Source organism: Paenibacillus wynnii (assembly GCF_030812855.1).
Taxonomy (GTDB): Bacteria; Bacillota; Bacilli; order Paenibacillales; family Paenibacillaceae; genus Paenibacillus_AQ; species Paenibacillus_AQ wynnii_A.
Map to the genome: position 1 here is coordinate 98328 of NZ_JAUSTK010000007.1, position 14800 is coordinate 113127.

Sequence of the window (14800 nt, forward strand, 5' to 3'; positions counted from 1 at the left end):
GGATAGTCCATGAATCTATAGGACTATCCTTCTTTTTATTCTTGCGAGCCTACTTACAATAGATATAAAAATATCTACGGGATCCTCACTATCCACTGCAAACCCGAACCGTTGACTCTTGGATGATAGCGACTTAGAAGCACGTGAACGAGCGAATCCGATTCAAATCGATACCGAAGTATCCCCAGAAGAAACCGAACCATCTGAACCCTGCAACAGAATTACGCCCGACGAATACCGGGAAGAACCAGAATTGCTCGCCGTTGTTCAGCCAAATGTATGTGTTGCGGAACAGGCAGCGTCTGATCCCGCCGGGGTCGATGGCAAATGTGGCGGCCTGCATTTGCGGTACGAATTGCGGTGGAGGAGCCGTCGGCGCTTGAACGCCTCCCGGTGCACCTCCCGGAGTCCCCGGAAATCCCCCTGGTCCTCCCGGCACGCCAGGTCCGCCCGGGAATCCCGGAAATCCTCCGCCGGTTCCCGGCGTTGGAAAAAATCCCATATGTGATCACTCCTTTCAATGAGTAGGCATAATCATCATATGCATTCGCGGAAAGAGCGCCTGGGCGAATGAAAAAAAAATCCCCGCCCAGCCGCGATTATGGAATTTTTTCTCAATTCTTTCGTCGATAGATAAACTAATCCGAGAATCTAAGGCTGCAAAAAGCTTGCCCTTATTTGTGATACGGTTCACCGCGCTGTCTGTAACGGCAAGTTTTAGGGCCATCCTATTATGGATGGCCCTTTCTTTTTTCCCGCTTTATTGCTAACCGTTAGCACAATCGTTACTTTTTCTTTACTGGTATCCAGATCTCACCCTGTGTATGCCCTGGCATTCCATAATACATTTCGAAACCAGGTGCCTCAACCTGTTCGTATTCAGAGGTCGGAAACCACTCGGAATATATTCGTACCCATAATTTTTGCAAATCACATTGCGGGTCTGAAAAAATAGCCCAAGTTAATTCCGGGACAGAAAGTTTTGTAAAAACATATCATGCACTTGAAAGATTCTCTAGTGTGATCATATAAGGCAGCATGCAATACGGTGTTACCAAAACGTCCCAGCAACTCGTTCATAAGGTCAACACTGCCATCCTCATCACATTTTTTACGGAATTGAGGAACTTCAGAAAAAGCTATTTGCTGGTTAAAATTCCGCGAGCTGCTAAATCCTCTTTTGAGAAATAACTTATGCGGCTTTGCCCGAGTGTGTATCCGTCCGATTGCGCCGAAAGAACGGCTTGCCCTTCGACCAATTGATGAACGGCTGCTCTATGACATAATAAGAGATCGTCGCCGCCGCATACGAGATTGCGACGACGGATACACTGATGCCTAACCATCGCCACACGTCCTCGACCCCGAAATAGCGATAATCCTTTATGACGTACATTTCGATTAACGTAATGAACAAATAGTGCCAAATATACAAGCCGAACGAAATTCTCGCGGTAAATCGGAAAAAGGGATTTTCAAGTAAGCGTCCTAACATCAGGCTGAACGGTGCCGACAACAGCACGACTCCGAACAAAATCGCGTAGGTCGGGAAGTAGTACGGCTGTTGCTGGAAGCTGAAGTCAAATTCACCAAGGTGGCGCATGCGCCAGAGCAGCAAGCCGGCAAGCACCAAAGCTACTGCCCCGACGGCGTCGAACAGCCCGAGCTTGCGCAACCGCTCGATGGCGGGGCCGCGCTGCATAATCGCGACCGTTACGCCCGCCGCCAGGATGCCGATAGCGAAGTGGCCGAAAAATCCGATCGGGTTGTAATTTGGCATCCAGTATTTTGCGCCGCCGATCAGACCAAATTCCCAACCTCGGCCATTCTCGCTTGGCGTAAACCACTGATGTATGAGCGAGTTGGCGACAAACACCAATCCAAACGCGACGACCCAGAACAAGATCGCCTTTCCGAATGAACGCCGCTTGCTGAGCATAAACAATAAAGCCATAAACAAAGGCATAAGCATGTAGCAAAACACCTCGAAGCTGATCGACCAGAATGGCCCATTCAAGTCGGACGGAAATAACGTTGTATAGTGGAAGCCCGTCGTGAACGTGAAACCCGTTATGATTCGCCGCCACAAGAACTCCGTATGAATGTCCAGCCCCCATACGAGCAACAGACAAACCAAGAACGAAACATAGAAGCCGGGCATAATTCTTGCAGCGCGACGCACTGCATACGTTCGGATACTCGGATACGCCTCATTTTCCAAATAAGCACTCCAAAAGGGGAAAGACAACAAAAATCCGCTTAACACGAAAAACAAGCTGACCCCGCTGTTCCCAAGCAAGACAAACGACTGCACTTCTTGAAGCCAATGCTTTTGTGCGGGCATCGCTAGACGTTGTGATAAATGATGTAGGATGACGGACAGGCAAGCGATCGCACGAACGCCATCCGCTCCTGTTAATCGGGTACTGTCTAACCGAATCTTTGACATCAGCTTAATTTCCTCTTTTCCGAATTGACTTCCCGAACGGATGATCGCCCGCGTAGACAACGAAATGGCCCTCGAACTGAACAGGATGACTGAAGCCTAGAACACCGCATCCGTTTGCCCACTACTCCCATTCCCAATGGCGCTGTACATCGATTTCAGGTACTCCTATCTTCCAATAAATTACAGGAAAATCCTTCAATGATTTCATTATTCAGCAAATTTTTACGGGGCTAACGGCGAATAATTTTCATTAACCACCTCATCGCCGTTTCAATATTGGCGGACTCCTTTCATGTTCCACAGTTTCTATTATGGCAAAGCAATAAAGATATTCAGAATCTCATTTTTATCATGAATAATAAATAGTATATCACTGGTAATCCCACGATAGCAGATAGTACTGTGATTACAGTTTGTACTTTCTTCTCATTTCGTAATATAAATAGTAAAGACTTATACCCTAAAATACCAATCCATCCACCTAAACCATTTAGAATGATATCATCAATATCTGCTGTCCCTATTCCTAAAAGCCCCTGAATGATTTCAACAAATAAACTCACAATAAATATAAACAACAGATTGATTATTACTCTTTTATTCTTCTTAAATAATGACAAATATACACCAAGGGGAATAAAAATAAGTATATTGCCAACCACATTACCAAAAGCAAATTTTTTCAAATTAGCAGAACTGCCAGATATGTATTCACTTATACTATTAAAGGGAATGAGATTGATTGACCTAACGAAAGTCCTTTGGCTATCAAACAGCTCCAAAATCGAAACTCTCGATAAGAACAATATTTTAATTAACAAAAGTATGTAACAGATAAAAACACCATATAAAAAGACTGTTACTATTCGTTCTCGTTTATTCATAATATCTCCTTTCCAAACTAGTCTTGAATGGCTTTGTTTTCGTCGTCTGAAAGGGCGGTCAGCATGATGTCGAGAATGACAAGCTGGTAAAGATTTGCTTAGCCCAGTTCTCACCGCCATTAGATGTTTTATATATCCATGGGGTTTGACTTGTTTCTAAATTAACCCCTATCCAACCCTGCAATGAATCGGTAAAGGATATCGTTTCTTTGTTTCCGATAGAATTCCGTTGATGCTACTTCGGCCTGGGGAACCTGCTGTTCTGCTAAGCAAGCCCCAGGAGAACTCATAAACACATAAGGTTATCCATATCTAGTTAACTAAAAAAGCACCTCGTGTAAGGTGCCAGCCAACAAATAATTAATACATATGTAAAAACCAGGCCTTTGAGAAAACGGCATTAAAGGAGTCGTCCTTCTTGTTAAGCACCACTTCATAAATCTTTGTAAGGTGTTTATAATAATAGCGGCTCCAATAAATAAGGTTCACAAGAACAAAAACCGTTGCTATGGCAAAATTATACCCTTCAAAAGGGATCAGCATATAAGTCGCAATCCATAGGACCAGCGAAAACATTAGTACCATTACATTATAAAGTATCGTTTCTGCACTATTTTGAATTTTTCGGAAGGTTTTAAAGAAGTTCACTTCTTTTCTCTCTTCAGTACCCTGTAACACGAGAACCGTATTCGAGTTTATAACTATGTTTTTATAGTAGAGATGCTGAATTAAATCTTTGTTAATCTGATCTTCCTTATACTGGAATAGTTGGGTAATCGTACGACAGGTTATCCAATACACCTCTTTGTATATACGATATCTCATAACTACTTGGACAAGCATGACTCCCAGTACATACAGTGCCAGAAACCCCGAACCCTTTGCGTACAGAGAAGCTTTCATATTGATTATAGCGGGAATAACAAAACTAATCACGGCGATATAAAAGGCAATCGTCTGATCCCTTTTTTTCTGCTGTAGACCTAATTCATTGACGCTCAGTTCATAAAGATTTTCTAGGCGGAGGCTTTTACTCTCAGCAACCATCCCCCGGTGAATATTAAAGTTCTGATATTGGAAATCTCCGTTCACAATATGCCCCCTCTATTTACTCTCGATAAGGAATTAACGGTATTTCATCCGTTACTACTTTCCTTAGATATTCGTAATTCTCCTTCGTGTTAGCCGCAAGTAGCGGAATTGGGCGGTTGAATACCGTTCTATCGTATTCAATGGTTCCCAAGAAACCTCCTGCTTCACGAATAATAACATCTGATGCTGCAAAATCCCAAGGAAACACCCGAATCTCAAAATATAATTCAACCCGCCCGCAAGCTAAATTAGTTAGCTCGATTGCTGCAGAGCCCAGCCGACGTATATCCTCGCAATCGCTATAAACTTTCTCTATAATATTAAAACATGGCTTCGCATAGTTTTTGTTGTACAGACTCATGGCTGTGCAAAACATGGAATGCTCGATGTCCCGATCGGAAACTTTAATTCTCTTGCCATTTAAAAAGGCACCTTTTCCCTTCTCAGCGTAAAACATTTCATCTCGGAAAGGGTTATACACCACGCCTAAAATAGCCTCGTTATCCTTGATTAGCCCTACTGATATAGCGCTGCAGCCCAAATTTCTGATAAAATTCGATGTTCCATCGATTGGATCCACAATCCACAGATAATCATAATGATACTCATGATCTTCGCTTTCCTCACCGATAAATCCGCTTGAGTCTAATAAAGGCTCTAGGCGCTCTTTTATTAAAGCCTGCACGGACAAATCCACCGATGTTACATTATTTGTAGCATCCCCCTTGCTTTTAATAACGAATTTTTGTTCCTCAAACAGTCGACTTGCTTCTCTTACAATATCAATCACTTTTTCAATCAAAGGAACACCTCTTCCTTATTCGGCTATAATGTTTTATCCATCAAAATGAATTATACCCTTTTAATTATTTCTAGATTAAGAACGGTGTTTTCGCCTAAATTGCATACAAAACTCCATAATCGCCGTACGCGGTACTATCCTGAAGGATACTATTTTGAACGCCTGCCTGTTTAATTTTATACCAAAGAAGTGTGTCTCTTCAATTATGTTTTTACGAATCGAGTGTTCCGATTTTCCGCGAACCATTATATCAAAGGCTTAGGAGCGCAGAATCATATTATCCGCTGTCCTGCCTCGTAAGATCCCAGTTTCTTGGCTACTTCATACCCGGTACCTCCACCCGCGAATACCTCCAGGAACGTCCGAGGAAATAAAAACACAATTCCATTAATCCAACCTCCAATAAGAGATGGGTCGTTTATTTCATTAGGGGTTGACCTAGAGTTCTTGTCGAACCAAAAAAAGAGAACCCGTGCGTAAACGGACAGAGAAAACCTTATTGGAGTAAAACCGGACGATTGGGGATTTTTATGGACACCAGGGACGCTACCTGAGCAGTGGTTCTTTCCAAAAGAGGCTGTTTTTGATTGAATAGCGTCTCCTGAGTCCGCTTGGGATTCGCATGACCCTTTGAGACTTAAATAGCGGCTATACAGTCCGCACAGAGGTGTAGGGTATTCCGTCAACCAGATGGTTCTTCTTACCGTTTATTTGGATAATAAATGGTTTGCTAACTTGCGTTAAAATAACAAGTTGTTGCCCAATCGAAGGAATCCATTTTTCTAGCACGCTTAGTGCCTGATATTGTAATCCCCTTTATCCAATTCAAGAGCAGCCTGAATCAATGGTAATCCCACGCCTTCATGCTCGTGTAAATCTTGAACAATATACCGCAAACAATCTTTTTCCTCATTTGACGGGCTTGATAACGATAAGTGATTTCCTGCGAATGCGCAGAGGTCTCTGACTATGTACAAGCATAAATTGGAGGATATTCAATAGCCATGTGCAGCGGTTCGTAGGTCTGTTCCGTTGGTTCCTTCCAAAATCAAGAATGAGACGCATTTGTTACTTACAATGAAATTACCATTAATAGATACTTTGTACAGCTAACAATAGGAATTACACAAAAAAATTTCGCCTTACTTATGGTATGGTTCACCGTATCACTCTGAAGGCGAATTTTTTAGGGCACCGCCGAGGGTGCCCTAATCTTTTTGAATAAGGTGTTCAAGTTGATGAGCCGTGATGAATCAACTAAGAGGATTTTACCCCAAGCACTCCTGACACGATCACTAAAATACTGCCGACCTTTTGCACAGTAATAGAACGAACTGTAGCGAATAAGCCATGCCCCATCCTCCCCTTAGAATGCAGCCCAATAGATAACGCTAATAAACTACTCAGCAAATATCCTTTCATCTTCCTGCTCTTCGGTTCTCTCTTAGTTGCATCAGGGTCAGGACTTCATTGCTGGTAATGGAGTGTACCCCCATGTCCAAATACTTATCCATCACATGGGTCTCATCAACCGTCCAGACTAAAACAGGCAAACAACGGCGTCCGGCATAATCCAATAATTGTTCCCGGCAGAAGCGATAATTGATGTTGACTCCGCTGCACGAAGCAGAAATGGCATGTCCGCACGTCTCCCTGACAAAGGTATCATAATCTGCTCCGCAGGTTTCAAACAGGCGTGCGCTTGCATTTAGCACTACTTGATACAGACGATGATTTTCCTTGACATAAGCTGCCCGTTCTTTTTCACATCCGCTGATAATCGCATAATCCCTCATATTATATTTTTCGACGGTTTCGATCATCGGGCCAACAGCGCTATCTTCCTTCACATCGAGATTGATGATCCGATTGGCTTCACGGATCAGCGGTAAAACGTCTTCCAACAGGGTTATCTCTTCGTTCACTGCCAGACTCTTCAATTCCTCAAAGGTCAAATCCCGTACCCTCCTGCTTCCGTAAGCTGTAGTAAATACATGTTCATCATGGAGCAAAATAACAATCCCATCTTTCGTTGCTCTTACATCGACTTCAATTAGGTCTGCTCCCGCCTTCAAACCTGCAAGCACAGAGGGTATGGAATTCGGAGGAGTATTCAAGCAGCCCGTGTGGGCTGTGATCAAAGGCCATCTCATGTATTTACCACCGTACCTTCAATATTATTCACTTGTGATACTCTTCCTCGTATCATTACTATCGGCGGCTTAGAACAGTTTACGATATCTTTACGTAGAATTAATTTTCATCAAATAATTCATCATTAAAATAACCTTATAAACAATTTTAAAAAAGTAAATCGATCGGCGTGGGAACCTTCCCACATATAGGAAGGGTGATTTATTGATTGAATTACACGATCATTGACATTGCAAATATTTCGGGGGTATCGAAGTCAACGGTTTCGCGCGTGATTTCCAATTCAGGCTATGTAAGTCCGGCGGCCCGTGAAAAAGTACTTACTGCAATTGAGAAACTGCAGTACAAACCCAATGCTGTAGCCCGCGCTATGGTTTCCCGCCACACCAAAAATATTGGCGTTATCATTTACCGCCAGCATCATCCGATTGCCTCCCATCCATTCTACGGGAAAATATTGGACGCAATTCTGGAAAAGGCTTCGGAATTAGGGTACTCGATATTCGTCATGACGGATAAAGAAATAACCAGCAAGTCAGCGGATTTCTTGCTAGAGAAACGGGTGGACGGGCTTATACTGATAAGCCGGCTCAATCAAGAATTGATCGATTATTTTAAGAGCTCTCAAATTCCGTTTGTCATGGTTAACGGAACATCCGATGACAGTAACGTGATTCACCTCGTCAATGACGATGAGCGGGGCGGAGAGCTGGCGGCCGAACATATGCTGTCTCTCGGATTGACAAGAATTGCCGTCTTCGCCGGGCCCCAGGAGCACCGCAGTCACTTTTTAAGGTTAAAAGGGTTTCGGAAGACATACAGCCAAAACGGTTACGAAGTAGATGAAAATCATATTTACTATGCTGATTCTTCGCAATTTGAAGAAGGCTATAAAGCTTTTCAATCCATATGGGAACGATCCCATAATTTACAAGCCATTTTTGCAACTAACGATATGATTGCACTGGGAGTCATCAAAGCCATTTATGAAAAAGGAATGCAGGTTCCCAAAGACATTGCAGTCGTCGGGTTTGACGATATTGATTATGCCGCGATGTCCAATCCATCTTTAACTACCGTGCACAGCGCCAAAACAAGAATGGGCCATGAGGCGGTATTGATGCTTGACGAATGGATACATGGAAATACCAGACAGACCAAAATGCAGATGTTTACTCCTGAACTTAAGATTAGAAATTCTACAAAAATAGAAATAATGGAGGGTTTATCATGAAAAAAACAATGACAGGTGTTTTAGCGACAGTGTTGGTTTGCTCCAGCGTTCTTGCCGGTTGCGGGAAAGCGGAAGAGAAAAAAACTGCCGGTACAGGTGTGAGCGCAACATCTACTCCTGAGGTCGTAACTTTAACCGCACAGACGGCTGGCATTGAAAAGACTCGTGTGGACAACCTGGTTCAGGCATCACTGAAATTAAATGAAGAATTAAAATCCCAAGGGAAAAATATCGAAGTCAAAGTGGAAACCAAGTCTTTTGACGGCAGCTGGCCGGATTATGTGAAGCAGTTCATGCTGGCTTCGCAATCGAATAAAGCACCTGACATTTATGCAATCGGCCATGAGTATGTCGGCATGCTGGCGGATGGCAACTATATTATGCCGCTTGATAGCTTGAAGCAATCCAAAGCTTACTCGGATCTTTTCCCTGTACTTTGGGAATCCGTGACCTACAAAGGCAAAATATGGGCTGCTCCGCAGGATACGGAAGCCCGCCCTGTTTTCTATAACAAAGGTATTTTGAAGAAACTGGGCTGGTCTGACCAACAAATCAATGATTTGCCGGAAAAGGTCAAAAAAGGGGAGTTTACTCTTGATGATATGACCCAATTGGCCCAAGAAGCTAAAACTAAAGGAGCGGCGGAGTTTGGCATCGTGCACCGTCCAGTCGACGGACCGGATTTCCAAGCGCTTGCTTATAACTTCGGTGCCAAGCTTTATGACCCGGCTGACAATAAGCTAGTATTGGATAAGAAAGCAGTCGCCAAACAAATTCAATACTACTATGATCTCGCTCAGAAAAAATTGATCCCCGATAGCCTGACGACCATGGAATGGAAAAACGTCCATCAGACTGTTGTAAACGAGAAAAACCTCTTCTATTTCGGCGGGGTTTGGAATGTGAATAACTGGGTTTCCGACGCCTTCCATGATCAGTTGGGTAAGGTCGATGTGAAATGGGTGAATGAGCATATGGGCATGATGCTGATCCCTGCTGCGGAAAAAGGCGGTAAGCCGGTTACCTTGTCCCACCCATTCGTTTATACCGTTTCCGCGCAAACCAAGCAGTCTGAGCTGGTAACACGACTGCTGGAACTTGTTGCTGATCCTAAGCTTCAAACCGAACATAACGTAAAAACTTATCACCTGCCGATTACTAAAGGCGGAGCAGACGATGCAACTTTCAAAGCAGACATCACATTAGGCAAAGTCGCTTATATGTCCGAATATACAACCTTCCTGCCTAACCACGAAGGATTCAGCAAATACAGCAGTGCCGTATTCAAAGCCATTCAAGCCGTAGAGCTTGGAAAACAGACGCCTGATGCAGCCATGAAGGATCTCGAAGCTCAATTAAAGAACGATCTTGGCGATCAATTGAAAATCGTACAATAAATAGCCTTAGCGTTGTACCCGGTAGAGCAACTGCCGGGTACAACTTTTCAAAGGGGGAACAACATGGAAAAATCGAATCGTATGACCATGATTTTGCGCAGATGGGGTTTGCCTTCAGTGATGCTGGGACCTTTCGTCCTGCTCATCTCTATTTTCTTTTTTTTGCCTGTTGTGTTAATCACAATTCTAGCTTTTACAAATATGGATTCTGCGATGCGCTGGAATTATAATGGATTGTCGAATTTCAAAAAAATGTTATCAGACCCTCATATTTTTGAAATTATTAATAATACGGTTATTTATGTGTTTTTTACACTCTTAATTAATGTGTTTTTGGGTTTGGCTCTCGCACTCTTGACAACGTACTTTATTAAAAAAGAAACGGTAGGGCTAGCCGTCCGGACAATTTGGATGCTGCCGAGGATTTCACCGCCGGTCGTTTATGTATTGATCTGGCTGTGGTTTTTCGATCCGAGTGAATACGGGGTATTGAACAGTTTAAGATCGCTTTTCGATCTGCCTCCGGGAAAATTTCTGGCGGAAAACCCGATGACGGCCGTTATCTTGGCAAATGGCCTCATAGGAGCTTCCTACGGGATGATTATTTTTTCATCCGCAATTAAATCCATCCCTGGAGACTTGTTTATGGCGGCTAGAGTAGACGGCGCATCTCACCGCTCTATCATTGCAGATCTCATTATTCCTGCTGTTCGCTGGCCTCTTATGTTTGTCACTTTATGGCAAATCATGTCCCTGCTGACTTCTTATGAATATATTTTATTGCTGACCAAAGGCGGCCCATTATTTGAAACCGAAGTCTTGGCCTTGTATTCCTACCATACAGCCTTCCAAAACTTCGAATACGGCTATGGCTCGGCTGTTGCTCTGGTGCTTGTACTCGTTGCTCTGCTCTTCTCTTTCATTTTCTGGAAAGTATTCGGAATGAGCAAGATGATTAAGGCATCGCGGATTGAATAACGGAAAGGAGGCCTAAAATTGAGTACTCAAAAAAGACGTTTACCTTCTATCGCCGCTTACGGGGTTTTGGGGATTGTCACCCTGCCTATTATCTTGATGTATATATGGCTATTGTTAAATTCCTTCGCACAAAAGATGAAATACGGCGTTATTCCGGTTGAATTTACTTTGGAGAACTGGAAATTCATTTGGTCTGATGTAGTGATAAACGGCTCCGCTTTACCTAGTATCTGGACAGCTACTTTCAATTCCTTGCTATTTGCAGGCACGCTGACTGTTTTGGAAGTCGTGATCGGGATTATGGCGGGGTATGCCCTTTCCCGTTTGAACTTTCCAGGCCGCCAAGGACTGCTGAAAACAACAATGATGCTTCATGCTTTTCCTAGTGTGGCGCTATTAATTGCTGTCTATTATATTTTGAATTTCTTAGGTTTATTTGACTCTCTCTCGGGGGTCATACTTGTCAAAACGGCTCTCCAAATTCCGATGACAGCTTGGATTATTAAAGGATTTTTCGATGATGTTTCCTGGGATGTCGAATGGGCGGGTTTAATCGATGGCTGCAACCGTTTTAAAGTATGGTACACCATTGTAATTCCGTTAATTAAGCCTGGGATTGCTGCGGTCAGTATATTCTCTTTTTTATCCGGCTGGTCGGAGTTCCTGCTCCTGTACACCTTTATTTTAAGCGATGAAAATATAACGCTGGCGGCCTATCTGCAAAAATTGATGAGCAATCCTAATATGATCGATTATGGGCTTCTTAGTGCCGTATCCCTCTTCTATATGGTTCCGGTTCTACTGTTCTTCGTCCTTACACAACAATCTTTAATGCAAATAAGCACAGGAGGAGGGAAACGCGTATGAAAATCGAGATGAAAAATGTAATGAAATCTTTTAATAAACAAACCAATGCGGTTGATGATCTGAATATGACCATTGAAGACGGGGAATTCGTTGCTCTGCTGGGTCCAAGCGGCTGCGGGAAATCCACCACCATGCTGATGCTGGCGGGAATCTACCAGCCAACCGGCGGGACGATTTATTTTGATAACGAGCCAGTGAATATGGTAGATCCGAAGGACCGGAATATCGGGATGGTCTTTCAAAGCTATGCGCTATACCCTCATATGACTGTGCTTGAGAATATTATGTTTCCGTTAAAGCAGATGAAGGTTGCCAAAGCCGAACGAATCGTCCGTGCGAAGGAAGCTGCGGAGCAGGTGCAGCTAGGCCATTTATTAGCCCGCAAGCCGAGCGAACTATCGGGCGGTCAGCAGCAGCGCGTAGCGCTTGCCAGGGCTATTGTGAAAAAGCCCCGGTTGCTTTTGCTGGACGAACCGCTGTCTAACCTCGATGCCCGTATGAAAATTGAGATGCGCGAGGAAATCCGCCAGCTTCAAAAGGAAATCGGCATTACTACCGTTATGGTTACGCATGATCAGGAAGAAGCAATGACAATTGCAGACCGTGTTGCCGTCATGAAAGACGGGCGGCTTATCCAGTTCAGTACGCCTATGGAGCTGTACAACCACGCAACCAATCTTTTTGTAGCTCAATTTATTGGGACGCCGCCCATGAACTTCTTGGAAGGAAACCTGATTAAAAACGGGGATAACTATCATTTTATGGAACAAAAACAAACCAGCTGCATAGGGATTCGTCCCTATGATCTCAAACTTGGCGATAGTGGGAATCTCGTGTTCAACGGTATGATCAGCTTGGTAGAACCTCTTGGACACTCTTCCCTTGTCAGTTTGAAAATCGGGGATGCCCTGGTCCGCTTATTTGCAGAGCCTAATTATCAAGCAGAACGGGGAACGCCCATTGTATGTTCGACCGATATCGAATCCATCGCCGTATTCGATAAATCTACCGGACAGAGCCTGAACCGAGACATATGCGTAAAGGATGTATGAATAATGAATCATGCAAATGAAGAAACCTTACTACAGTCAGCCATAGCGTATGCCAAACAAGCTGGGGATCTCATTCGCAGGCGAGTGGGCAACTTAGGAGACATTCAAGAGAAAAAGAACGGCTCAGATTTAGTAACGGAAGTTGATCTGCTCAGCGAAACATTTTTGCGGAATAACATTTTACAAGATTACAGCGAACATTGGATTTTGTCGGAAGAAGATAACGGTAAGCTGAATTCTTATGAGACCTTGCTTAAAAAGGGATCCGGTCTCGGTTGGATTATTGATCCGATCGACGGAACGACAAATTTCATCCATGGGATTCCACATTTTGCCGTATCAATAGGCATTGTTAGGGATCGGGAGCCAATCATCGGTGTAGTTTATAACCCGTTGACAAACGAATTGTTCCACGCCAGAAAACATTTTGGAGCTTTCCGCAATGGTGAACCTATCCAGGCGGGAAAAGAAAAGCAATTGAGCGAAGCTTTGCTTGCCGCAGGCTTTCAAGCGGAAGAGTGGGGACCTAATTCCAATGTTTTGCATCAGATGGATAAGCTGGCGGGAACCTGCCGCAATCTACGCATGAACGGAGCAGCCAGTCTCGATCTATGCTGGGTCGCCATGGGGAGGCTGACCGGATTTTGGCATAATGGGCTGCATCCATGGGATACGGCAGCGGGTGTGTTGATTGTTCGTGAAGCAGGAGGTCAAGTAACCGATCATCACGGTAATGCTTATCAACTTCATCATGACACACTGGTTGCTTCGAACGGAAATATTCATTCTGAATTTCTATCCGGGATACAATAAACCCCAGTCTAACTGTGAAAGGACAAGCACATATGGATAACCAGAAACTCATCGCTCAGTTCCAAAATCTTACACGCAACACGAAATGGGAGCAAAAAGATAAGATTGATTTACAATTCAACAACTACCACTCACAAGGAATGGTTCGAATCGGGGACCTCTTTTATATGTCCTCGGTTGAACTTATCGAAAAGCCAGTTAAAGATGACCAACCCCAGCATGGTTATGATCGTACTCCTGGAAAGGGAATCGGTCACCTGTTTGTCTTTGATATACAGGGGAATCTTTTGAATGATATGCTCTTGGGTGAAGGGGACATCTATCATCCAGGCGGCATTGATTTCGATGGTAATAATATTTGGGTACCTGTCGCCGAATACAGACCCAACAGCCAATCTATTGTTTACAAAGTTGATCCGAAGACTATGAAAGCAGAAGAATCGTTTCGAGTCCATGATCATATCGGAGGATTGGTCCGTGACAATCAAAATGGAAAGCTAATCGGTAACAGCTGGGGTTCACGTAAGTTCTATGAATGGAACCAAAAGGGGCTGCTGCTGCTTGTTAAAGAAAACTCGAGTCACTTTGTGGATTATCAAGACGGTCATTATGTAGGCCAGGGAAAAATGATTTTGAGCGGTATCTCTGAGCTGCCCAATCCTGCAGGCCACAATTCTAAACCGTACGAGTTGGGTGGATTAGCCCTGATAGACATGAAAACGTTGGATACGATTCATGAAGCACCCATTACTGAGTATTCTCCGCAAGGACACGTGATTACCCGTAATCCGGTATTCGTGGAGAACGCTGGGCAAGAGATACGGCTTTATGCTGTACCAGATGACGATCACGGGTCTATGCTGATATATGAAACAAGCAATTTGAATAATAAAATATAATCTTGCAGTATGACACATGGCCAGCAAGTACGTGGCCGATTTTTTTGAATTGTTTCTTTTTATGCTTATGGGTAGCGCCGATACCTTCATGTTAAGCGGGGTTTCAGACCATACGGTCTCCGCACCATCCCTTGCTCAATGAATATGAAAAAAACGAGTATAAAAAAATGGGGCTCATT

Annotated in this window: 14 protein-coding genes; 7 read left to right on the top strand and 7 right to left on the bottom strand. The window is 43.7% G+C overall.

The window, feature by feature from the left end:
- Positions 1-133 precede the first annotated feature (133 nt).
- From J2T20_RS09475 to J2T20_RS09505, 7 genes are all read right to left on the bottom strand, one after another.
- Positions 134-502, bottom strand: a complete 369-nt coding sequence (locus J2T20_RS09475) for a collagen-like protein (RefSeq protein WP_307587746.1) — start codon at positions 500-502, stop codon at positions 134-136.
- 283 nt (positions 503-785) lie between these two features.
- Positions 786-929, bottom strand: coding sequence for a GyrI-like domain-containing protein (locus J2T20_RS09480; protein WP_307587748.1), 144 nt, complete (start codon positions 927-929; stop codon positions 786-788).
- Positions 930-1192: 263 nt separating this feature from the next.
- Positions 1193-2449, bottom strand: coding sequence for an acyltransferase family protein (locus tag J2T20_RS09485; protein ID WP_307587749.1), 1257 nt, complete (start codon positions 2447-2449; stop codon positions 1193-1195).
- A 332-nt stretch (positions 2450-2781) separates the two neighbouring features.
- The gene (locus tag J2T20_RS09490) at positions 2782-3333 is read right to left on the bottom strand and encodes a VanZ family protein (RefSeq protein ID WP_307587751.1); all 552 of its coding nucleotides are present in this window, start codon (positions 3331-3333) and stop codon (positions 2782-2784) included.
- A gap of 360 nt (positions 3334-3693) precedes the next feature.
- On the bottom strand, positions 3694-4425 hold the full coding sequence (locus J2T20_RS09495; RefSeq protein ID WP_307587753.1) for a hypothetical protein: 732 nt from the start codon (positions 4423-4425) through the stop codon (positions 3694-3696).
- A gap of 16 nt (positions 4426-4441) precedes the next feature.
- Complete coding sequence (locus tag J2T20_RS09500; RefSeq protein WP_307587754.1) at positions 4442-5227, bottom strand: inositol monophosphatase family protein; 786 nt, start codon at positions 5225-5227, stop codon at positions 4442-4444.
- 1418 nt (positions 5228-6645) lie between these two features.
- Positions 6646-7380 carry a glycerophosphodiester phosphodiesterase gene (locus J2T20_RS09505; protein WP_307587757.1) on the bottom strand — a complete coding sequence of 245 codons (735 nt, stop codon included), beginning with the start codon at positions 7378-7380 and terminating at the stop codon, positions 6646-6648.
- Between the two features lie 209 nt (positions 7381-7589).
- On the opposite strand from J2T20_RS09505, the gene J2T20_RS09510 reads away from it, so the two are divergent.
- From J2T20_RS09510 to J2T20_RS09540, 7 genes are all read left to right on the top strand, one after another.
- The gene (locus J2T20_RS09510) at positions 7590-8615 is read left to right on the top strand and encodes a LacI family DNA-binding transcriptional regulator (protein WP_307587759.1); all 1026 of its coding nucleotides are present in this window, start codon (positions 7590-7592) and stop codon (positions 8613-8615) included.
- Positions 8612-10012 (top strand): sugar ABC transporter substrate-binding protein, encoded by a 1401-nt coding sequence (locus J2T20_RS09515; RefSeq protein ID WP_307587760.1) that lies wholly within the window; start codon positions 8612-8614, stop codon positions 10010-10012. The genes J2T20_RS09510 and J2T20_RS09515 overlap by 4 nt, the downstream gene beginning before the upstream one ends.
- A 63-nt stretch (positions 10013-10075) precedes the next feature.
- Entirely contained in the window at positions 10076-10990 is a 915-nt protein-coding gene (locus J2T20_RS09520; RefSeq protein WP_307587762.1) for a carbohydrate ABC transporter permease, read from the top strand.
- Positions 10991-11008: 18 nt separating this feature from the next.
- Positions 11009-11857: a carbohydrate ABC transporter permease gene (locus J2T20_RS09525; protein WP_307587764.1), complete on the top strand. Its 849-nt coding sequence runs from the start codon at positions 11009-11011 to the stop codon at positions 11855-11857.
- Complete coding sequence (locus J2T20_RS09530) at positions 11854-12909, top strand: ABC transporter ATP-binding protein (protein WP_307587765.1); 1056 nt, start codon at positions 11854-11856, stop codon at positions 12907-12909. The genes J2T20_RS09525 and J2T20_RS09530 overlap by 4 nt, the downstream gene beginning before the upstream one ends.
- Positions 12910-12912: 3 nt before the next feature.
- Positions 12913-13722, top strand: coding sequence for an inositol monophosphatase family protein (locus J2T20_RS09535; RefSeq protein WP_307587766.1), 810 nt, complete (start codon positions 12913-12915; stop codon positions 13720-13722).
- Between the two features lie 32 nt (positions 13723-13754).
- Positions 13755-14621, top strand: a complete 867-nt coding sequence (locus J2T20_RS09540) for a DUF6454 family protein (RefSeq protein WP_307587767.1) — start codon at positions 13755-13757, stop codon at positions 14619-14621.
- Positions 14622-14800: the final 179 nt, after the last annotated feature.

Excerpts from the sequence above, each read along its gene's own strand:
- J2T20_RS09475 (WP_307587746.1), bottom strand. The coding sequence starts at position 502 with ATGGGATTTTTTCCAACGCCGGGAACCGGCGGAGGATTTCCGGGATTC.
- J2T20_RS09485 (WP_307587749.1), bottom strand. The coding sequence starts at position 2,449 with ATGTCAAAGATTCGGTTAGACAGTACCCGATTAACAGGAGCGGATGGC.
- J2T20_RS09490 (WP_307587751.1), bottom strand. The coding sequence starts at position 3,333 with ATGAATAAACGAGAACGAATAGTAACAGTCTTTTTATATGGTGTTTTT.
- J2T20_RS09505 (WP_307587757.1), bottom strand. The coding sequence starts at position 7,380 with ATGAGATGGCCTTTGATCACAGCCCACACGGGCTGCTTGAATACTCCT.
- J2T20_RS09515 (WP_307587760.1), top strand. The coding sequence starts at position 8,612 with ATGAAAAAAACAATGACAGGTGTTTTAGCGACAGTGTTGGTTTGCTCC.
- J2T20_RS09520 (WP_307587762.1), top strand. The coding sequence starts at position 10,076 with ATGGAAAAATCGAATCGTATGACCATGATTTTGCGCAGATGGGGTTTG.
- J2T20_RS09530 (WP_307587765.1), top strand. The coding sequence starts at position 11,854 with ATGAAAATCGAGATGAAAAATGTAATGAAATCTTTTAATAAACAAACC.
- J2T20_RS09535 (WP_307587766.1), top strand. The coding sequence starts at position 12,913 with ATGAATCATGCAAATGAAGAAACCTTACTACAGTCAGCCATAGCGTAT.
- J2T20_RS09540 (WP_307587767.1), top strand. The coding sequence starts at position 13,755 with ATGGATAACCAGAAACTCATCGCTCAGTTCCAAAATCTTACACGCAAC.